A 19,369-nucleotide genomic window follows, 5' to 3' on the forward strand; every position below is an offset into this window, starting at 1 on the left:
GCGAGGAGAGGGTAATCTAAAATTCCGAAAAGGAACGATGGCTTGAAAGATGATAAATCCGTTTTTTGTTGTTTATGGAATAGTTCAATAATCCTTTAACAAAACTGTGTCATTTTCAATCAAGTATAGATATGCTATTCTTTGATAAGAATATTCGTGTAGGTGGTTAGGGTGATGAATGTTGAAAAATGAAGAATTAATTCGGTTTGGTGTTTCATTTCCGGCCTCGTTGCTCGAACAATTTGATCAATACATAAAAGAACAAGGATATACAAACCGTTCAGAAGCGATAAGAGATTTGGCGCGAAAAGCTATAATCGAACCTTCCAGGCTTAATCCCGATGATAATGTCGCCGGAGTCATTATTATGGTTTATAATCATCACATTAGTGATTTGCCAATTTTTCTAAAGAATGTACAGCATGAGTTCCACCATGATATTATTTCGACCATGCATATTCATTTAAATCACACTCAATGCCTTGAGGTGGTTGTTGTTCGAGGAAAGCTAGTAAATCTCCGTTCACTTCATCAACAAATACAGGTGCAAAAAGGCGTGTTTTATGCCGAGATGTCTGTCACATATTTAGATGACTCGCTTCCTGGCGATCAACTTTAAGCAATCGTCCTTAACAAAGGATGATTGTTTTTTTTAAGTTTTTAATTTTTTTTGAAAACATGGAATCACAAATTGAAATGAAAGCGCTTTTGTGCTATGTTTTAGAAGAATCGTGCTACGCTTTGGATATTTGAAATGGGAGGGGATAAATGTGTGGAAAAAAGGATGGAGATGGGCTGTGATTGGAGCTTTATCGCTTCTGGCTTTATCCGGCTGTTCTTCTTCAGATACTAAAAACATAGAGAATGTTAATGTTAACGAGTTAGTGTTGGCAGTAGGTGGAGAACCAGAAGAAGGATTCGACCCGACAACCGGTTGGGGACACTACGGTTCCCCGTTGTTTCAAAGCACCTTGCTCAAGAGAGACAAACATTTGAATATTGTAAATGATCTGGCCACTGATTATGATATTAGCGAAGATGGGAAGGTTTGGACTGTTCAGCTACGTAAAGATGTCAAATTTTCCGATGGAAAACCTCTGACAGCCGAAGATGTGAAATTTACATTTGATACTGCTGCGAAAAACGCTTCTGTCATTGATTTGACGAATTTAAAGGAAGTAAAAGTGATAAATGATTATACAGTCACTTTTACATTAAAGGAACCACAATCCACATTTCTCTATACGCTTGTCACGCTAGGAATCGTTCCAAAACATGCTTATGGAAAAGACTACGCGGAACACCCAATCGGTTCCGGACCATACAAGCTTGTGCAATGGGATAAAGGTCAGCAGGTTATCGTTGAAGCGAATCCTGAATATTACGGAAAAAAACCTTATTTTAAAAAGATTACTTTTCTTTTTTTGAACGAGGATGCCGCATTCGCTGCAGCAAAAGCAAAAGAAGTAGATGTTGCCTATATACCTTCTGCTTTCAGTAAACAAAAAGTTCCAGGCATGCGTCTTGAAGCGATCAAAACCGTAGACAACCGTGGTATTATGTTTCCTTTCGTTCCTTCTGGCGATAAAACGAAAGATGGCTATCCAATCGGGAACGATGTGACGGCGGATATCGCCATTCGAAAAGCAATCAATGTAGCCATCGATCGTAAAGCATTGGTTGAAGGGGTATTAGAAGGTTACGGAACCCCTGCGTATACAGCTGTTGACGGTCTGCCATGGTGGAACGAACAGACGGTGTTCCAGGATGGGGATATTGAGGAGGCCAAAAAAATCCTTTCCGATGCTGGATGGAAAGATCGCGATGGTGATGGAATTGTAGAAAAAGGCTCCTTAAAGGCTGAGTTTACATTACTTTACCCTTCTGGTGATGTTACACGGCAATCATTGGCACTGGCGGTTGCAGATATGGTCAAACCGATTGGGATAAAAATCCATGTAGAAGGAAAAAGCTGGGATGACATAAAAAAACTGATGCATTCCAATGCCGTGCTTTTCGGTTTTGGCAGTCATGATCCGACGGAAATGTTCAACTTATACAGCAGTTCTTATCAAGGAGTTGATTATTATAATCCGGGTTTTTACAGTAATCCGGTTGTTGACAAATGGTTCGATAAAGCGCTGAAAGCAAAAACCGAGAAAGAAGCACTTGAATATTGGAAGAAGGCACAATGGGACGGAAAAACAGGATTGAGTGCTTTGGGGGATGCTCCTTATGCATGGCTAGTGAATATCGATCATTTGTACTTAGTAAATGAACGTCTGGATATCGGAGAGCAACCTATCCATCCTCATGGTCATGGCTGGCCGATTACAAGTAATATCGAAGAGTGGAAATGGATGGAACAAAAGAAATGAGGGTTTTATTATGCAGCTCCGTTGGATTCGTTTTTTAGTAATGAAAATACTTCGTCTTGCCAGTTTGTTAATAGCTGTAAGCGTAATATCGTTTTGGCTAGTCAGCTTATCGCCTGTGGATCCGATCCAAGCATATATTGGTGCAGATATGCTGAGAGTAGGAACTGAACAACGCCAGGCGATCGCTTCTTATTGGGGGCTTGACCTTCCTCCTATGGAACGTTTTATCCGTTGGGCTGCCGCGTTGCTTCATGGCGATTTAGGCACTTCTATGATTTATCGTCAGCCTGTTGCAGAAGTGATTCATGAGCGATTTTCGAACTCTTTTTGGTTAATGGCATCATCTTGGATTTTATCGGGGATCATCGGATTTGTTTCCGGTGTTATTGCAGCAATGAAAAAAGATACTTGGGTCGACAAAATGATTACATGGTATTGCTATACATTAGTCTCAACCCCAACATTTTGGATAGGATTAATGTTGTTAATCATTTTTGCAGTATGGCTCGGATGGTTGCCGGTTGGACTCGGCGTACCGGCAGGTGTGCTTGCAGAACAGGTAACTATTGAAGATAGACTTCGTCATATGGTGCTTCCTATGTTGACGCTCAGTATAGTTGGCATTGCCCCGATCGCTTTGCATACTAGGCAAAAATTAATTGACGTGCTGACTAGCGAATATGTGCGATTTGCAATCGCAAGGGGAGAACAGGGATTAGGGCTTGTTTTAAGGCATGGTTTGAGAAACATCGCCCTCCCTGCCATCAGCTTACAATTTGCTTCTTTTAGTGAATTATTTGGCGGAGCAGTATTGGCCGAACAGGTTTTTTCGTATCCTGGGCTTGGACAAGCAACCGTAGAGGCAGGTCTTCGGGGAGATGTCCCTTTGTTATTGGGGCTTGTTTTGTTCAGCACACTATTTGTATTTATCGGGAACGGGCTTGCTGATTTCCTTTATCAAATAGTTGATCCCCGCCTCCGTGGAGGAGGTAGAGCATGATGATGGAGCGAAAAATCAAGCGGTTTACGAAATGGAAATTCCCGGTTTATTTGAACCGAAGGCAGCGCGCATTATTGTCAGTTTTTTTTGCGGTTTGTTTGCTTGTTGCCGTTGGAATCGGAGGGACTCTTTTAGAATCACGCGCGATCTCTACAAGTTTAACGGAACGAAATGTTCCTCCATCGTTTGAACATCCGTTTGGTACTGATTGGCTGGGCCGCGATATGTTTGCCCGCACGATTTCAGGACTTGTTTTAAGCATCCAAGTGGGCTTGATCGGTGCGGCAAGCAGTGTGCTCATTGCTCTTAGCCTTGGGTTGGCAGCCGCGACATGGGGAAGAACAGCGGATCGAATTATTTCATGGCTCATCGATTTATTTTTAAGCCTTCCACATTTAGTAACCATGATTTTAATCGCATTCGTTAGCGGCGGAGGAATGAAAGGTGTCATTTTAGGGGTTGCGCTAACTCATTGGACAAGCTTGGCGCGAGTCATTCGGGCGGAAGTCCTGCAGCTTAAATCGGCAGAATTTGTCCAGGTTTCTCGCCGTTTAGGAAAATCTAGATGGTGGGTAGCGTCTCGGCACATTTTCCCGCACCTTATTCCTCAGTTATTGGTTGGCTTGTTACTTTTGTTCCCGCATGCCATATTACATGAAGCATCTATTACATTTCTCGGTCTTGGCTTATCACCACACCAACCTGCGATCGGCATCATTTTATCCGAATCGATGCGTTATTTGTCAACAGGCATGTGGTGGCTGACGGTACTTCCAGGATTAGCATTGTTAACCGTTGTTAGGGCTTTTGACCGAATCGGCGATCATTTACATCTAATGCTCGATCCGCATCGCTCACAGGAATAGCTTGATTTTAAAAAGGGGAGGCACGCTTGCATTGGCCATCTTAGAAGTAGAAAATTTGTCTGTTTCATTTTTGCGGTATACTGGCATGTTCAAACAGCAGACCATTCGGGTAATCGAAGACCTACACTTGTCTATTAATAAAGGAGAAATGATGGCGGTTGTCGGGGCAAGCGGCTCAGGAAAAAGCTTGCTTGCCCATGCCATTTTAGGCATTCTTCCAGAAAATGCCCAAATGTCGGGAATGATCCGGTATTGCGGGGAAACGCTTGATCCGGTTAAACAAGCTGCTTTACGAGGACGAGAAATTGCTTTTGTTCCTCAATCTGTTAACTCCCTTGATCCGCTAATGCGGGTAGGGGCACAAGTAAGAATGACCGCAAAAGGCAAAGACCCAATAGCAAAGCAGCGCGAAGTGTTTCAACGCTACCGTTTGCCCGAAAACGTTGAACGAATGTATCCGTTTCAATTATCAGGGGGAATGGCGCGAAAGGTGTTATTAGCCACTGCAACAGTAAGTGATGCTCAGGTGATTGTTGCTGATGAACCTACTTCAGGTATGCATGCGGATGATGTTAAAGAAGCGTTACAGCAATTGAAGGAGCTTACAAATCAAGGTTGTGCCGTACTCCTTATTACCCATGATGTGGAAGCCGCATTAGAAACTGCACATCGAGTCGCCGTCTTCTTTGCGGGAACTATTGTAGAAATTGCCCCTTCTGCTGATTTTTCCGGGGATGGAGAACGGCTCAGACATCCATACAGCCGGGCATTATGGAGTGCATTGCCCCAAAATAAATTCATGCCGATCTCTGGAGTTCAGCCCCATCCCAATGAAGTTCGTGAGGGCTGTTTGTTCGCAGAGCACTGTCCGTTAACAACCATAGATTGTAAAAATAAAAGGCCGGAAATGCGTGAATTGCGTGAAGGGATGGTGCGATGCCATCATGCTACTTGAAGGCAAAGATCTTAGTTTTCGTTATCATCATGGTCCTTGGCTATTTCGGGAAATCGATGTGGCGATTCGCACAGGTGAAGTCGTTGGATTGCTTGGGCAGAACGGGTGCGGCAAAACAACGCTTGGGCGCATTTTGGCAGGGTATGACAATCCAATCAAAGGCAAAGTTTTAATGAACGGGCTTCCATTACCCGGCCACGGATACTGTCCGGTGCAAATGATATTTCAACATCCTGAACGGGCAGTAAATCCCCGCTGGCGCCTGTCCAAAACGATTACCGAGGGATGGGTGCCAGATAACGATTTATTAGAAAAATTTAATGTTCGAAAAGAATGGCTGGACCGGTGGCCAAACGAACTATCCGGCGGTGAGCTGCAACGAATTTGCATTGTTCGCGCATTAGGCCCTCAAACCCGTTTTCTTATAGCTGATGAAATAACTGCGATGTTAGATGCAATTACACAAGCGCGGATATTTCATTCCTTACTTCAAATTGTGAGGGAACGAAATCTGGGGATGCTCGTCATTAGCCATGACCGTCATTTGATAAAGCGGATTTGCGACAGGATCATTTTTTGGGAAAATTTAGTGCATTGACGTTCTTCACCCGTTTTTCTCTTTGTGGTTATGAATCATAAAATATATTATATTGTTTTTTTTAACATTTTTTCGCGAAGCTTCCTCCTCCAAGCGGAACAAAGGTGGGAGAGGCCCATAGCGCTTTCATGATATGCCGCAGAGGGAGAATAACAGCGAAATGAGGCTGTCCGCAAAAGGGCGTTTTACCGGCCTTTTGCGACAGCCTCTTGAAAAGTTTTATTCGTCGTTAAGCCTTTTTCCAATTTCTTTTAATACGGAAAGAATGAAGCGGATCGCCCGGTTGATGTCAGGATCATTCAGCGATTTGAAAAGATCGAAAATGCCAATTTTCCCCTCTGTCTCTTTCGTGTGTTTATACGCTTCGGCAACACCAGAAGTGGTGCTTTCCAATAATTTAGCCGTTAATTGCGGATCGAGATTGGCAAGCAGCTGCGCCATTCCGATCACATGATTAATGACCGTTGTCACCGGTTTGCGGTTTGCTTGGCCGATGACGATTTTCGCGATGTCCTCTCTCGCTTTCAACATCGCGTTTACTGCTTCGAGAATGCCGCTATGATGGAGTTCTTCCATAATAGCAAGCAGCTCAGCGATGGCTTCTTCTTTTTCCGTTAGCGAAGTTTTTAGTTCTTCAATTGCTTTTTCCCGCTTTTCTTCTTCAGTGAGCGTTTGTTTTTGAATGGCAGTAATCGGTTTAGCCACGCGGCTCTGCCTCCTTCCATTTATCCGTTAGAGGAACGTAATCCGGGCGCCGCCATTTTCGTTCGACTTCGACGCCTTTACGCGGATTCCGCTTTTTAAAGCGCGGATTTGTGCGCGGAAGCGGAGGCGTGCCCTCGACTTCTAACACTTGCATCCGTACTTTTGTTTGTTTGAATGCCGGCGTGTTGGTGCGATGGTCCGTCGCAGGGCCGGTAAGGATGTTAATGGCGCTTTCGTTCGTCGCCGAGTGCATTGGCAGGAACAATTCTTTTCCTTTGACGCGGTCTGTGACGAGCACGCGCACTTTCACGTGGCCGAATGGCGATTCTAAACGAACGAGCGAGCCGTCTTTGATGCCGCGTTCTTTCGCAAGTTCCGGCGATACTTCGACGAACACTTCCGGGAATTTTTTCAGAATGCCTTGCGATTTGTATGTTAAATTTCCTTCATGGAAATGTTCAAGCAACCGCCCGTTATTGACAAGCAAGTCATATTCTTCCGGATATTCTGTCGGTTGCACCCAATCGGCAAGCGCAAAGCGTGCTTTTCCATCCGGGAAGTTGAAGCGTTCTTTATAAAGAATTGGTGTATGCGCACCGTCATAGCTGCCCCAGCAGAGGCTGTTCCATCCTTCCAAGTTTTCATATTGCGCTTGCGAGAATAGTGGCGCGAGGCTTGCAATTTCATCCATAATTTCTTTTGGACCGGCGTAGTTCCAATCAGCGCCCAGCCGTTTTGCAATTTCTTGAATAATCCACCAGTCTGGCTTTGAATCACCAAGCGGCTCAAGCGCTTGGTAAAAACGTTGAATGCGGCGTTCCGTATTGGTAAACGTTCCTTCTTTTTCTAAGCTTGGTGTTGCTGGCAAAACAACATCAGCAAACTGAGCTGTTTTCGATAGGAAAATGTCTTGTACTACTAAGAAGTCTAATTCGGAAAGCACTTTTTGGACATGATTGGCGTTGCAGTCGACAAACGCCATATCTTCACCGACGATATACATTGCTTTTAATTTTCCTTGTTCAGCAGCCTCAATCATTTGAATGTTGTCAAGCCCTGGTTTTCCATCGATGCGGACACCGTATGCTTTTTCAAATTTAGCCCGCGCGATGTCATCTGTAATATGTTGGTATCCTGGGAGCCAGCCAGGGAGCGAGCCCATATCACAAGCGCCTTGCACATTGTTATGACCGCGCAGCGGGAACGCTCCGGCGCCTGGGCGGCCGTAGTTGCCGGTTGCGAGCAATAAGTTCGAGATGGCTGCAGATGTATCGCTTCCTCCCGTGTTTTGCGTGACTCCCATTCCCCACAGGACGCACGTGCCATCCGCTTCATGGATCATTTCAGCGATGCGAATCAAGTCTTCTTTCGCAACTCCTGTTACTTCTTCTGCGTAATCGAGCGTATATTTTTCAAGCACTTGTTTGAATTCGTCGAAGAAATGAACGCGTTCGCGAATGAATTTTTCGTCGTGCCATCCTTGGTCGATGATATATTTCGTGACCGCCATCAACCATACTTGGTCAGTGCCTTGTTTTGGTCTGATAAATAGATCGGCGCGTTCTGCCATTTCGTTTTTGCGCAAGTCGGCAACAATTAGTTTTTGGCCGAACAGTTTGTGGGCGCGTTTGACGCGGGTCGCTAAAACAGGGTGACCTTCTGCTGGGTTAGCGCCGATAATAATGACAAGCCCAGCTGATGCGATATCATGAATCGTTCCGGAATCGCCGCCCATTCCTACTGTGCGGAACAATCCGTCGGTTGCCGGAGATTGGCAATAGCGTGAACAGTTGTCGACATTGTTCGTTTCAAACACTTGCCGGGCCAATTTTTGCATTAAATAGTTTTCTTCATTAGATATTTTTGATGATGAAATAAAGCCAATGGCATTGCCGCCGTATTTTTGCTTAATTTCGCCAAGTTTTTCCGCAACAAGCGAAAGCGCTTCTTCCCACGTTGACTCTACAAACGTATCACCTTTGCGGATGAGCGGTTTTGTAAGGCGTGCTTCGCTGTTGACGAAATCCCAGCCGAATTTTCCTTTAACACATGTGGAAATCGCATTGACCGGCGCTTCGGAGACAGGCTGGATTTTCAAAATCTTCCGTCCTTTTGTCCAGACTTCAAACGAACAGCCAACACCGCAGAACGTGCAAACCGTTTTCGTCTTTTTGATGCGCTGTTTCCGCATCGCCGCTTCGATTTCGGAAACGGCAAAAATGCTCGTGTAGTTCGGCTCCACTTCTTTGACAAAATTGATCATCGGATTTAAGATTTCTTGGTCTAATCCAGTCATAAACCCGGCTTCGCCTAGCATCGATTTTTCCATTAACGCATTGCATGGACAAACGGTGACGCACTGTCCACAGCTGACACAGGAAGATTCATTGATCGGAACACCGTTGTCCCAAATGACGCGAGGACGTTCCGCCTCCCAGTCGATCGATAACGTTTCGTTTACTTGCAAGTTTTGACATACTTCGACACATTGTCCGCAGGCGATGCATTGGTTTGGATCATAACGATAGAACGGATGGGACATATCGACTTCCGATGGATCCACTTTTGGGCGATATGGATACGACTGGTGCTCAATTCCCATCAATTCCGCCGTATTATGCAGTTTGCAGTTCCCGTTATTGTTGTCACATACAGTACAATATAATAAGTGGTTTTCTAAAATGCGGTCCATTGCTTCTTTTTGCGCTGCTTTCGCCCGTGCTGAAGCTAGTTCGACATTCATCCCGTTTTCTGCAGGGGTCGAACAGGCGCGCACTAATTTTCCGTCTACCTCGACGATGCACGTATCACAGGTCTGAATGGCTCCAAGTTCAGGAGTATAGCAAACTTGCGGATGCGGAATGCCGTTTTCGTTAACGATTTCTAAAATCGTCATTCCTTGTTTGGCATTGTAATCCGTTCCGTTTATTGTAATCGTTATCAACTGTTCGTTCATGCTTAAACCAAACCTCCTTATCATTAAAATAAAAACTCCACCATGAATGCAGATTATGCAAATCATGGTGGAGTAGTTTTTTAGCATGCGATGCTAAAATAACCAATCCATCTTCCCAAGGTAGACTAGTAGAAAAATAACAAGGAAATTTTATTTTCCTTATTACTTTTCCACTATGATTAATAATTATTTTTAATTTTTCATTATAATTATAAGTGCAATCATAATTATAGTACTGTGTTGTTTATAAAACAAGAAGAAAAAATTTATATTTTCCGAAAATCTGCGATGGAGAGGAGCTTTTCCATGTCGAGAAAAGAAGCGGCATTTAACGATTTGGTGAGAAAAGTCCGCAAACAACTGTTTGGAAAAGGACCGGAACGGATTAAAACATATTTCATCGACAATCTCGCTGTTACCATATTGCAAGGAAATTTAACGCCGACGGAAAAATTTATTGCGAGATCGCCAGAAGGAAAAGAAATGGTGCATACCGCCCGCACGCGGATGATACAAGAAGTATATGCGCAAAAAGTGCCGGAAGGCCTTGAAGAACTGGCAGGGTCCAAACTGCTCTATTTATTTAACGATATTAAGGTGGAAGAAGATATTGCTGTCTCTGTATTTATATTTGAAAAACCAATTAAAGAACATTAAAGAAGGGAAGACTATAAAAAATTCAGTATTGTTTTATAATTCGTTTTCATGGTATCCTAAAAGCAGGCTTTATATGTTTGATATATTTTATACGGTAGGAAGCTTAGCTATGCAATAGCGAATGACGCCGTTGTTAGTTAAGTTTCCTTGTCGTGTGCAATTAGCGCGTTGGTTTTGTCACAGAAATGCTGTGTCGAAACTACCGCCACTTCTCTATGTACGCGAAGGAATAGTATGCCTTCGTCATAGAAAGGTGGCGGTTTTTCTTTTGGTGAGTCCAGAAACGGGGGTGATTTGATGGAGCCGTCAGTGATGCGGCAGCAAAAAATCATTAAGTATCGCAACGAACATTTTGAACAGATCGATGATGAAATCGCTGTGGAATTTCCGCTTACTATTGTTGTTGATGGACAGGAATTTGCGACAATGGTATGCACGCCGACCCATTTAGAAGAGTTGGTTATCGGATTTTTGGCTTCAGAAGGGCTGATCCGTTCTAGCCAAGAGATAAAGGCGATATCTGTGGATGAACATCGCGGTTTTGCCTACATCGAGCTTGTCACAAAACAGTCCATCCAAAAAGAATTTTACGCAAAACGGTTTATCGGATCGTGCTGTGGAAAAAGCAGACAATTTTACTTTTATAATGATATGAAAACGGCAAAAACGATTGTACACAGCACGAGTGTTCATGTGGAACAATGTTTTCGCTTAATGCGGTCGTTGCAAGAAAGATCGACTGATTTTCAAGCGACTGGCGGCATTCATAACGCAGCGCTTTGCACACCGGATGAACTTGTCATCGTTCGCTCTGACATTGGCAGACATAATACGTTAGACAAAATTTACGGATATTGTTTGCAGCACGACTTGCCGTTATCGGACAAATTGATCGTGTTTAGCGGAAGAGTGTCATCGGAAGTGTTGTTAAAAGTTTCGAAGATGGGGATAGGCATTATTTTATCGAAATCCGCGCCAACGACGCTGGCACTCGAATTAGCGAACGATTTAGGCATTACCGTTGTTGGGTTTATTCGGGGCAATACGTTTAACGTATATACACATCCCAATAAAATAATAGGATTACAAGAAAAAACATTACCGTCTAATCTTTAAGGCAAATGGGGGATCAAGACCATGGCTTATCGCAATCCATCACAAATCGCACAAATCACGATTGAAACAGGAACGCGTAAAGCGAATTTGCCGGTATTATCGCAATTTATTCTTGGTTTTTTGGCAGGGGCGTTTATTGCGCTTGGTTTTTTATTGGACATTCGCGTGATTGCTAATGTTCCGAAAGAATGGGGAAGCTTTGCCAATTTTTTAGGTGCTGCGGTGTTCCCGCTAGGGCTTGTGCTTGTCATTATTGCTGGTGGAGAATTGCTGACGGGAAACATGATGTCGATGACATTGGCGGCGCTGGCGAGAACCATTACGGTTAGAAAACTGGTGCAAGGCTGGTTTTGGGTAACCGTTAGCAATTTTCTTGGCGCTGTGTTTGTTGCCTATATGTTTGGGCATGTTGCCGGTTTAACAGCAGAAGGTCCGTTTTTAGCCAAAACGGTTGCCATTGCTGAGGCGAAACTTCATGACACATTTATACAAGCGTTTGTTTCCGGAATTGGCTGCAACTGGCTTGTGACGTTAGCGGTTTGGTTATCGTATGGAGCGGAAGATATTGGCGGAAAAATACTGGCGATTTGGTTTCCAGTCATGGCGTTTGTAGCGATTGGTTTTCAGCACGTCGTTGCAAATATGTTCGTCATTCCTGCCGCGATCTTTGCAGGCCATGCAACATGGGCGGATTGGTTCCGCAATTTCGTTCCCGTCTTTTTAGGCAATGCGGTCGGCGGAAGTGTGTTTGTCGCGCTATTGTATTGGATTGTGTATGTGAAAGATCAAGCGAAGCAAAGCGTCGCCCGCGTTAAAGTCGTCCAAAAAGAGGCAAGATAATGAACGGAACGCCTGATTTTGCTCTCTCTTCGGCAAAATCAGGCATTTTTTTGCAAACAATGATATAATAAAACGTACATACTGACATCTGGAGGAAACAACGTGAAAGAGCAAATGTTGCTTGAAGGGTTCGCGGTGGAAGACTTTCAACGCGATTTAATCGGCTGGTTTGAAAAAGAACAGCGTGACCTGCCGTGGCGCAAAGATAATGACCCGTATAAAGTATGGGTGTCGGAAATTATGCTTCAGCAAACAAAAGTAGACACCGTCATTCCATATTTTAATAAATTTATCGAGCAGTTTCCGACGCTGGAAGCACTGGCGGAAGCGGACGAAGAAGAAGTGATGAAAGCGTGGGAGGGGCTCGGTTACTACTCGCGGATTCGCAATTTGCATGCGGCAGTAAAAGAAGTGAAAGAACAATATGGCGGGAAAATTCCCGACAATCCGGAACAGTTTTCCAAGTTAAAAGGAGTTGGCCCATATACGACAGGAGCGGTATTAAGCATCGCCTATGGCATTCCAGAACCGGCTGTGGACGGCAACGTCATGCGTGTGCTGTCACGGATTTTCCTCGTATGGGACGATATTTCCAAAACGGGAACAAGAAAATTGTTTGAAGCGATTGTCCGAAACATTATTTCAAAAGAAAATCCATCCTATTTCAACCAAGCGCTGATGGAGCTTGGCGCGCTTATTTGCGTGCCGCGCAATCCGGCTTGCCTTCTTTGCCCTGTACAAGCGCATTGTCGGGCGTTTCACGAAGGGGTGCAGGCGGAGCTTCCGGTAAAAACGAAAAAAGCGAACGTCAAGCAAGTGGCGATTGCCGTCGCAGTGTTGAAAGATGAGCATGGAAAAGTATTGATCCATAAGCGGGATGGCACTGGTTTGCTAGCGAATTTATGGGAATTTCCGAACTGCGAAGTAGTTCATTCGCAAGAAAATCCGGAAAGACAATTGGAAAAATTTCTGAAAGAAGAATACGGGACAACGGTCCGGATTGGGAATTCTTTTACGGCTTTAGAGCATGTGTTTTCTCATTTAGTTTGGAAGATTACTGTTTATGATGGCAAAATCATTGGTGATGTGGCGGAAACAGAACAGCTGAAACTCGTTGATGAACAAGAAATTGGCTTATATGCTTTTCCTGTTTCCCATCAACGAATTTGGAAAGAGTATAAAAAAACAGATGGATAATTCCACCTGTTTCAGTCATGCGTTCGTTTTGTTCCGCTGGCATAGGCAGCTTCGACATTTCTTAGCCCGCCGCGTGCTTCGATTTCTTCCATGATTTCGCGGTGAATCGTCAGCCCCTCCGCATTTAAATACGGGGCCATTTGCTGCAATGAATGATGAAAAAACGCAAGTTCGCTGTCTTTCCATTCCGATTTTGGGATCATCGAAAGTTCGGTCATATCGCGGCCAACATACATGATGGATGCCTCCTTTTTTCTAGTTTAAAATAGTATATATGCATTTATACATAAAGGAGAGAAAAACATGGGTGAAAAAGTTGCGGTAGTCACGGGAAGCAGCCGGGGAATCGGCAAAGCGATTGCCCTCCGCCTTGCCAAAGAAGGATACGATATTGTCGTCAACTATGCGCGAAGCAAAGAAGCGGCGCTGCAGACGGCGCAAGAAATCGAAGCGCTGGGACGAAAAGCGCTTGTCGTGAAAGCGAACGTCGGTGACGTCGGAAAAATAAAAGCGATGTTCGCGCAAGTGGATGAAGCGTTTGGACGCGTTGATGTTTTGATTAATAACGCTGCTTCAGGCGTGCTGCGTCCGGCGATGGAACTCGAAGAATCACATTGGAATTGGACGATGGACATCAACAGCAAAGCGCTTTTGTTTTGTGCACAAGAAGCGGCGAAGCGTATGGAAAAAGTTGGAGGCGGCAAAATCGTTAGCATCAGCTCGCTGGGGGCGATCCGCTATTTGGAAAATTATACGGCTGTCGGTGTTTCCAAAGCTGCGGTCGAATCATTGACGCGCTATTTAGCCGTCGAATTGGCGCCAAAAAATATTTCCGTCAATGCTGTATCAGGCGGCGCGGTCGATACGGATGCATTGAAACATTTTCCTAACCGGGAAGAATTGCTGGCTGATGCGGCAGCAAAAACTCCCGCCGGACGAATGGTAAAACCTGAAGATATTGTCAACGCAGTCATGTTTTTATTATCCGACCAAGCTGATATGATCCGCGGCCAAACGATTATTGTTGACGGTGGAAGATCTTTACTTTTGTAATCGGATGGATAGAACCGTCACCTCCTGGGCACATTAAGTCACGTGGAGGTGATAACGATGGCAAAACAACAACAATCAAACAAAACAACTGCAGGCACTAACATTCAAGAAGTAAGACAAAAAAACGCGCAATCTGCACAAGCAGGTCAATTTGGCACTGAATTTGCTGCAGAAACGCAAGTTAAACAGCAAAACGCGCAAGCAGAAGCACGCAAATCGCAAAATTCAAGCAAGTAACAAAGCAGAGGACGCCCCAATTTCGCCAAAAGACTGCCCATGTCCTGCAGGCAGCGGCGAAATGTCGCGATCTTGGCTCCGCGACACACGCTAAGGGGCTTTCCGCTATAGCAAAACTGAAGCGGAGCGCCGCGAGCCGATATGTCCAAAGCTCGATAAGAAACATAGGGCGGCGAGCCGATTCTTCGCGAGCGGTTTTTCCCATGTTTGGGCGATATGGAGGGAAATGATGCCTCGGAAAGGGCTCGCCGTCCTTATTTTATCGACAAAAGCTATCATAACTTTACATATATAGTCAAAGGAAATTTTTCCTCCCTTCCCGAATTAATAAGCATAATCAGGGAGAAGGGAGAAAAAGAGCGTGGACCTGTTTGAGCGGTTAGTGAATGAGCAGCTAAAAACGATGGAAAAGCTTTTATGTTTGCAGTCGGAAATTGAGCGCTGTCAAGCGATGGAAAAACAGTTGATCAAACTGGGGAAAGAAGCAGAGCTCCAATCCATGCAAGAAAAAATCCGGCAGATGAAACGGCAATTAAAGGAAATTCAAAAAATGTTTGAAAAACAAACGGAAGAAGTCATTCTTTCGTATCAAAACGAGCGCCGTCACACGCATGAGCCGTCTTCGACATGTTAAGATGGCTCTCTTTTATTTTCATTTGCATTTTCAATCGTTATAATAAAAAAGAGAAGTTCCCAGAGGAAAGTAGGGAGAATGATGACAGGGTATCCTGCGGAAGGAGAAATTATTCAAATCCATAGTTATAAACATAACGGAATGATTCACCGAGTATGGGAAGAGTCGATCGTGCTGAAAGGAGCGTCTGCGTATATTATTGGAGCGAATGATAAAACAATGGTGACGGAAGCGGACGGTCGGACATGGATCACGCGCGAGCCGGCAATTTGTTTTTTCCACGCCAAACATTGGTTTAACATTATCGGCATGATTCGGGAAGACGGCATTTATTATTATTGCAATTTGAGCTCTCCATTTGTATGGGATGATGAAGCGTTGAAATATATTGATTATGATTTGGATGTAAAAGTGTTTCCTGATATGACGTACGTTCTTCTTGATGAAGATGAATATGAACGACACCGTAAAGAGATGAATTATCCAGACGTTATTGACCGAATTTTAAAAAATAATGTGAAAAAGTTGCTCAGTTGGATTCATGAACGAAAAGGGCCGTTCGCGCCAGATTTTGTTGATACATGGTATGAAAAGTTTCTTTCATTTCGAAAGTGAATAAAGGGAAAAGCGCAAAAAAGCCTGTTCGTTGCCGCAAACAGGTTTTTCTGTTTTTTAAGGGGAGGATATGTTCATGGCAAATATTCGCCGCTATATGCAATTTGTTCGCCCATACAAATGGCACATCATCGCTACAATGATCATCGGTATTATTAAATTTGCGATCCCGCTTCTCATTCCATTGCTGTTGAAATATGTGGTCGATGAAATTATTGGAAATAAAACAATGCCGATGGCGGAGAGAACCGCCCGGCTTTGCTGGGCGCTTGCGATCATGTTAGTTATTTTTGTCTTTATTCGCCCTATTGTCGAATATTATCGGCAATATTTTGCCCAGTGGACGGCAAGCAAAGTGTTGTATGACATTCGCAGCCAGCTGTTTACACATATGCAAAAACTAAGTTTTACGTATTATTCGAATCACCGCACCGGTGAAATTATTTCGCGCGTCATTAACGATGTCGAGCAGACGAAAGATTTTATCATTACAGGGCTGATGAACCTTTGGTTAGATATGACGACGATTATTATTGCACTTGTCATTATGATCAAGATGGACATAAAACTGACGCTTATTTCCATAAGTACGTTGCCGCTTTATGCATTTTCCGTCAAATATTTTTTCGGGCGCTTGCGGCAGCGGACGAAAATGCGCTCCCAAGCGCTGGCGGAATTGCAAGCGTACTTGCACGAACGGGTGCAAGGAATGCCGGTCATAAAAAGCTTCGCGATCGAAGAAGAGGAGCAGCAGCGGTTTTCGCGGCAAAACAATAATTTTTTGGCAAAAGCGCTCATGCACACAAGCTGGAATGCAAAGTCGTTTTCCGTTGTGAACACAGTGACGGACATTGCCCCGATTATCGTGATTGGCTATGCCGGCTACCAAGTATTGCTTGGCCATATTACCGTCGGAACGATGGTCGCTTTCGTTGGTTATATCGATCGGCTTTATAGCCCGCTCCGCCGCCTCGTTAATTCATCGACGACATTAACGCAATCGTTCGCTTCGATGGACCGGATGTTTGAATTTTTGGATGAAACATACGATATCGTTGATGCGCCGAATGCCGTTGACTGTAAAGAAGTAAAAGGGGATATCGTATTTGAAAACGTCACGTTTGCCTACGATAAAAACGATCTGCCTGTGCTTCGCGATATTTCGTTTTCCGTTAAAGCGGGAGAAACAATTGCCCTTGTTGGCATGAGCGGGGGCGGGAAATCAACGTTGGTCAGCCTTATCCCCCGGTTTTACGATGTGACAGAGGGACGAATCTTATTAGACGGCATCGATATTCGCAATATACGTGTGCGCAGTCTTCGTGATAAAATCGGCATCGTTTTTCAAGACAGCTTTTTATTCAGCGATTCAGTAAAAGAAAATATTTTGCTCGGAAAACCGGATGCGACGGACGAGGAAGTGATTGCCGCCGCCAAAGCTGCCAACGCCCATGATTTTATTATGAACTTGCCGGACGGATATGACACGAAAGTCGGGGAACGCGGCATCAAGCTGTCCGGCGGGCAAAAACAGCGAATCGCCATCGCCCGCGTCTTTTTGAAAAATCCGCCCCTTCTTATTTTTGATGAAGCGACATCGGCGCTCGATCTTGAAAGCGAGCATTACATTCAGGAGGCGCTTGATCGGCTCGCCAAAAACCGGACGACTTTCATCGTCGCCCACCGCCTGTCGACGATAACCCACGCGGACCGCATTTTCCTTATTGAAGATGGCAAAATCGTCGAAAGCGGCACCCATGACGAATTAATGGCGAAAAAAGGACAATATTATCATTTATTTACGATTCAACAATTAAACTACACTCAATGATGAAAAAATGAAATCGCGATGATTTTCCAAGAGATGATGACTTCATTAAATCCGCTGTTTACGATTGGAAATCAGCGAATGCGGTGATTAATATTCCAAATTTCGGGCGATTAATTCGTTCGCGTGTATTAAGTATTAAACAAGAAGAATATATAATGGCAGCTAAAGCCATCGGGATGAGCGATATGCGCATTTTGTTCCATCATATTTTGCCAAACAGTATGGCGCCGATTATCGTGCAAGGCACACTGGCGATTGCTACTGCGATTATCGAAGCGGCCGCCCTCGGATTTCTTGGGTTGGGGGCACAGCCTCCGAATCCAGAATGGGGGAAAATGTTAGCGGATTCGAAAGATTTTTTAACACAAGCACCATGGACGATGGTTTTTCCAGGGATTGCGATTATGTTAACCGTGCTTGGTTTTAACTTGATGGGCGACGGATTGCGTGACGCATTAGATCCGCGCATGAAAAACTAATAAAAGAAGGCTATCTCTTTTCGCGGAGATAGCCTTTTAGTGATTAGTTAAATTTTTTACTAAAGCGTCATCATGATGATAATGTTGGAAGCTGTCAATCAGTTTATCAAGATGTTCTAATTGTTCGCTATAATCGATAATCACTCCCATTAATGAAAAGAGGCAATAGTCGCTTTTTTGCTGGTAGTGTGCATAAAATGTTTCGATTAAACGGGTTCTTTCTTGATGGGTTTCCATCGCTGTTTCTGTACGAGGATGACATTTTGTTTTGCCAATAAATTTTAGCAGTATTTGTTCATGATAATGAAGCAGGCTGTCAAGTTGCGAGCGGATGGCTTGCTGCAATTCCGGTGGCATATGGTACAACTCGTTTTCAAAACGATGAAGGAGTTTTAATGTATCGAGCGCTCTGTTTGCGACTACGATCATTTGCCGATATAACACAAGCTTTCGTGATTTTTGAAAACGGTTTTTTCGCGAGTACGAGCGCTCTTCTTTATACATTAAGTAAAGATGCTCAAGTTTTGTCATATTTTCTTTCATTTTTTCAATATCTTCTTTTAAAATATGATGCTCGGACGCATGCCTTATATGGATGCGGATCCATTTTAAAATATTTTCCGTGTTTTCGCTAATTTGTGCATATAGCTTTTTTTCATATTTTGGCGGAAGAAAAATTAAGTTGACGAGAAAGGCAGCGAATACCCCGAGCATAATGGTGGAAAACCGGATAACAGCAAATTCGATAAACTCCTTGTCAGTATATTCCATAATCGCGATAACGGTAACTAATGCTACCGATATTGTGGATTCAAGGCGCATTTTTAAGCAAAGAGCGATAACGATCATTGACGTAAGGCCGATAATAAACGGATCGCGCCCGAACAAAAGCACGGCAATAATGGCAAATGAAGCGCCGATGATATTTGCTTGAATTTGTTCGATCAATGATAAATATGAGCGATAAATCGTCGGCTGCATCGCAAAAACCGCGGAAATCCCCGCGAAAACAGGAGAAGGCAAGTGCAATAGCGTTGCCAAAAAAAGCGCTAACGTAACGGCGATTCCCGTTTTGAAAATGCGGGCACCGAGTTTCATATATGTTCAAACCTTTCTTCCTTAATTCTTATAAACAATTTAGTACTATACACGCTTTTATATATGATATCAAGCGAAAATATGCATTAGAATGTTTTGGATTTTTGAAGGAGAAGTTAGTATGGATGACGTTATTATGCAATAATGATGGGAG

Annotated in this window: 19 protein-coding genes and 1 pseudogene; 16 read left to right on the top strand and 4 right to left on the bottom strand. The window is 43.9% G+C overall.

The genetic code is table 11. From position 1 onward, the window contains the following. The first annotated feature begins 178 nt into the window (after positions 1–178). The 6 genes from nikR (at position 179) to AOT13_RS05885 (ending at position 5,797) form a co-directional block, all read left to right on the top strand. Positions 179–619: a nickel-responsive transcriptional regulator NikR gene (nikR, locus tag AOT13_RS05860; RefSeq protein ID WP_003252833.1), complete on the top strand. Its 441-nt coding sequence runs from the start codon at positions 179–181 to the stop codon at positions 617–619. A gap of 151 nt (positions 620–770) precedes the next feature. Further along, complete coding sequence (locus AOT13_RS05865; protein WP_042385428.1) at positions 771–2,378, top strand: ABC transporter substrate-binding protein; 1,608 nt, start codon at positions 771–773, stop codon at positions 2,376–2,378. A gap of 10 nt (positions 2,379–2,388) precedes the next feature. Further along, positions 2,389–3,378 carry an ABC transporter permease gene (locus AOT13_RS05870; RefSeq protein WP_003252829.1) on the top strand — a complete coding sequence of 330 codons (990 nt, stop codon included), beginning with the start codon at positions 2,389–2,391 and terminating at the stop codon, positions 3,376–3,378. Next, the gene (locus tag AOT13_RS05875) at positions 3,375–4,244 is read left to right on the top strand and encodes an ABC transporter permease (protein ID WP_042385425.1); all 870 of its coding nucleotides are present in this window, start codon (positions 3,375–3,377) and stop codon (positions 4,242–4,244) included. The genes AOT13_RS05870 and AOT13_RS05875 overlap by 4 nt, the downstream gene beginning before the upstream one ends. A gap of 31 nt (positions 4,245–4,275) precedes the next feature. Next, the gene (locus AOT13_RS05880) at positions 4,276–5,199 is read left to right on the top strand and encodes an ABC transporter ATP-binding protein (protein WP_042385423.1); all 924 of its coding nucleotides are present in this window, start codon (positions 4,276–4,278) and stop codon (positions 5,197–5,199) included. After that, positions 5,189–5,797: an ABC transporter ATP-binding protein gene (locus tag AOT13_RS05885; RefSeq protein WP_042385421.1), complete on the top strand. Its 609-nt coding sequence runs from the start codon at positions 5,189–5,191 to the stop codon at positions 5,795–5,797. Before AOT13_RS05880 ends, AOT13_RS05885 begins: the two co-directional genes overlap by 11 nt. Positions 5,798–6,016: 219 nt before the next feature. Here the strand turns inward: AOT13_RS05885 and AOT13_RS05890 are convergent, their stop codons facing one another. Continuing rightward, on the bottom strand, positions 6,017–6,502 hold the full coding sequence (locus AOT13_RS05890) for a helical membrane plugin domain-containing protein (protein ID WP_013401607.1): 486 nt from the start codon (positions 6,500–6,502) through the stop codon (positions 6,017–6,019). Further along, positions 6,495–9,458 (bottom strand): formate dehydrogenase subunit alpha, encoded by a 2,964-nt coding sequence (gene fdhF, locus AOT13_RS05895; protein ID WP_042385417.1) that lies wholly within the window; start codon positions 9,456–9,458, stop codon positions 6,495–6,497. Before fdhF ends, AOT13_RS05890 begins: the two co-directional genes overlap by 8 nt. A gap of 306 nt (positions 9,459–9,764) precedes the next feature. Between fdhF and AOT13_RS05900 the strand changes: the two genes are divergently transcribed. From AOT13_RS05900 to mutY, 4 genes are all read left to right on the top strand, one after another. Beyond that, positions 9,765–10,115: a Na-translocating system protein MpsC family protein gene (locus AOT13_RS05900; RefSeq protein ID WP_003252817.1), complete on the top strand. Its 351-nt coding sequence runs from the start codon at positions 9,765–9,767 to the stop codon at positions 10,113–10,115. A gap of 297 nt (positions 10,116–10,412) precedes the next feature. Continuing rightward, positions 10,413–11,231 (top strand): formate dehydrogenase accessory sulfurtransferase FdhD, encoded by an 819-nt coding sequence (gene fdhD, locus AOT13_RS05905; RefSeq protein ID WP_003252815.1) that lies wholly within the window; start codon positions 10,413–10,415, stop codon positions 11,229–11,231. 21 nt (positions 11,232–11,252) lie between these two features. After that, positions 11,253–12,071: a formate/nitrite transporter family protein gene (locus AOT13_RS05910; protein ID WP_003252813.1), complete on the top strand. Its 819-nt coding sequence runs from the start codon at positions 11,253–11,255 to the stop codon at positions 12,069–12,071. Positions 12,072–12,185: 114 nt separating this feature from the next. Further along, positions 12,186–13,268, top strand: a complete 1,083-nt coding sequence (gene mutY / locus AOT13_RS05915) for an A/G-specific adenine glycosylase (RefSeq protein ID WP_042385500.1) — start codon at positions 12,186–12,188, stop codon at positions 13,266–13,268. A gap of 11 nt (positions 13,269–13,279) precedes the next feature. Here mutY and AOT13_RS05920 read toward each other — a convergent pair whose 3' ends face one another. Continuing rightward, the gene (locus tag AOT13_RS05920; protein WP_013877452.1) at positions 13,280–13,504 is read right to left on the bottom strand and encodes a hypothetical protein; all 225 of its coding nucleotides are present in this window, start codon (positions 13,502–13,504) and stop codon (positions 13,280–13,282) included. Between the two features lie 67 nt (positions 13,505–13,571). On the opposite strand from AOT13_RS05920, the gene fabL reads away from it, so the two are divergent. From fabL to AOT13_RS05950, 6 genes and pseudogenes are all read left to right on the top strand, one after another. Then, positions 13,572–14,321 (top strand): enoyl-[acyl-carrier-protein] reductase FabL, encoded by a 750-nt coding sequence (fabL, locus tag AOT13_RS05925; RefSeq protein ID WP_003252810.1) that lies wholly within the window; start codon positions 13,572–13,574, stop codon positions 14,319–14,321. Between the two features lie 57 nt (positions 14,322–14,378). Next, entirely contained in the window at positions 14,379–14,558 is a 180-nt protein-coding gene (locus tag AOT13_RS05930; protein ID WP_013401600.1) for a gamma-type small acid-soluble spore protein, read from the top strand. A 361-nt stretch (positions 14,559–14,919) separates the two neighbouring features. Continuing rightward, positions 14,920–15,192: a YgaB family protein gene (locus AOT13_RS05935; protein WP_013877451.1), complete on the top strand. Its 273-nt coding sequence runs from the start codon at positions 14,920–14,922 to the stop codon at positions 15,190–15,192. A gap of 81 nt (positions 15,193–15,273) precedes the next feature. Further along, positions 15,274–15,807 (top strand): nucleoside tri-diphosphate phosphatase, encoded by a 534-nt coding sequence (gene ntdP, locus AOT13_RS05940; protein ID WP_003252806.1) that lies wholly within the window; start codon positions 15,274–15,276, stop codon positions 15,805–15,807. Positions 15,808–15,883: 76 nt separating this feature from the next. Beyond that, complete coding sequence (locus tag AOT13_RS05945; RefSeq protein ID WP_013401599.1) at positions 15,884–17,638, top strand: ABC transporter ATP-binding protein; 1,755 nt, start codon at positions 15,884–15,886, stop codon at positions 17,636–17,638. Between the two features lie 74 nt (positions 17,639–17,712). Further along, positions 17,713–18,117 (top strand): annotated as a pseudogene (locus AOT13_RS05950) (ABC transporter permease); the annotation flags it as partial. 36 nt (positions 18,118–18,153) lie between these two features. Here the strand turns inward: AOT13_RS05950 and AOT13_RS05955 are convergent. Next, positions 18,154–19,215, bottom strand: coding sequence for an FUSC family protein (locus AOT13_RS05955; RefSeq protein ID WP_013401598.1), 1,062 nt, complete (start codon positions 19,213–19,215; stop codon positions 18,154–18,156). Positions 19,216–19,369: the final 154 nt, after the last annotated feature.

Origin of the sequence: Parageobacillus thermoglucosidasius, assembly GCF_001295365.1 — a bacterium.
GTDB classification, from domain to species: Bacteria; Bacillota; Bacilli; order Bacillales; family Anoxybacillaceae; genus Parageobacillus; species Parageobacillus thermoglucosidasius.

Excerpts from the sequence above, each read along its gene's own strand:
- AOT13_RS05930 (WP_013401600.1), top strand. The coding sequence starts at position 14,379 with ATGGCAAAACAACAACAATCAAACAAAACAACTGCAGGCACTAACATT.
- ntdP (WP_003252806.1), top strand. The coding sequence starts at position 15,274 with ATGACAGGGTATCCTGCGGAAGGAGAAATTATTCAAATCCATAGTTAT.
- AOT13_RS05875 (WP_042385425.1), top strand. The coding sequence starts at position 3,375 with ATGATGATGGAGCGAAAAATCAAGCGGTTTACGAAATGGAAATTCCCG.
- AOT13_RS05910 (WP_003252813.1), top strand. The coding sequence starts at position 11,253 with ATGGCTTATCGCAATCCATCACAAATCGCACAAATCACGATTGAAACA.
- AOT13_RS05885 (WP_042385421.1), top strand. The coding sequence starts at position 5,189 with ATGCTACTTGAAGGCAAAGATCTTAGTTTTCGTTATCATCATGGTCCT.
- AOT13_RS05920 (WP_013877452.1), bottom strand. The coding sequence starts at position 13,504 with ATGTATGTTGGCCGCGATATGACCGAACTTTCGATGATCCCAAAATCG.
- fdhD (WP_003252815.1), top strand. The coding sequence starts at position 10,413 with ATGGAGCCGTCAGTGATGCGGCAGCAAAAAATCATTAAGTATCGCAAC.
- AOT13_RS05870 (WP_003252829.1), top strand. The coding sequence starts at position 2,389 with ATGCAGCTCCGTTGGATTCGTTTTTTAGTAATGAAAATACTTCGTCTT.
- nikR (WP_003252833.1), top strand. The coding sequence starts at position 179 with ATGTTGAAAAATGAAGAATTAATTCGGTTTGGTGTTTCATTTCCGGCC.
- fabL (WP_003252810.1), top strand. The coding sequence starts at position 13,572 with ATGGGTGAAAAAGTTGCGGTAGTCACGGGAAGCAGCCGGGGAATCGGC.
- mutY (WP_042385500.1), top strand. The coding sequence starts at position 12,186 with ATGTTGCTTGAAGGGTTCGCGGTGGAAGACTTTCAACGCGATTTAATC.
- AOT13_RS05900 (WP_003252817.1), top strand. The coding sequence starts at position 9,765 with ATGTCGAGAAAAGAAGCGGCATTTAACGATTTGGTGAGAAAAGTCCGC.
- fdhF (WP_042385417.1), bottom strand. The coding sequence starts at position 9,458 with ATGAACGAACAGTTGATAACGATTACAATAAACGGAACGGATTACAAT.
- AOT13_RS05955 (WP_013401598.1), bottom strand. The coding sequence starts at position 19,215 with ATGAAACTCGGTGCCCGCATTTTCAAAACGGGAATCGCCGTTACGTTA.
- AOT13_RS05945 (WP_013401599.1), top strand. The coding sequence starts at position 15,884 with ATGGCAAATATTCGCCGCTATATGCAATTTGTTCGCCCATACAAATGG.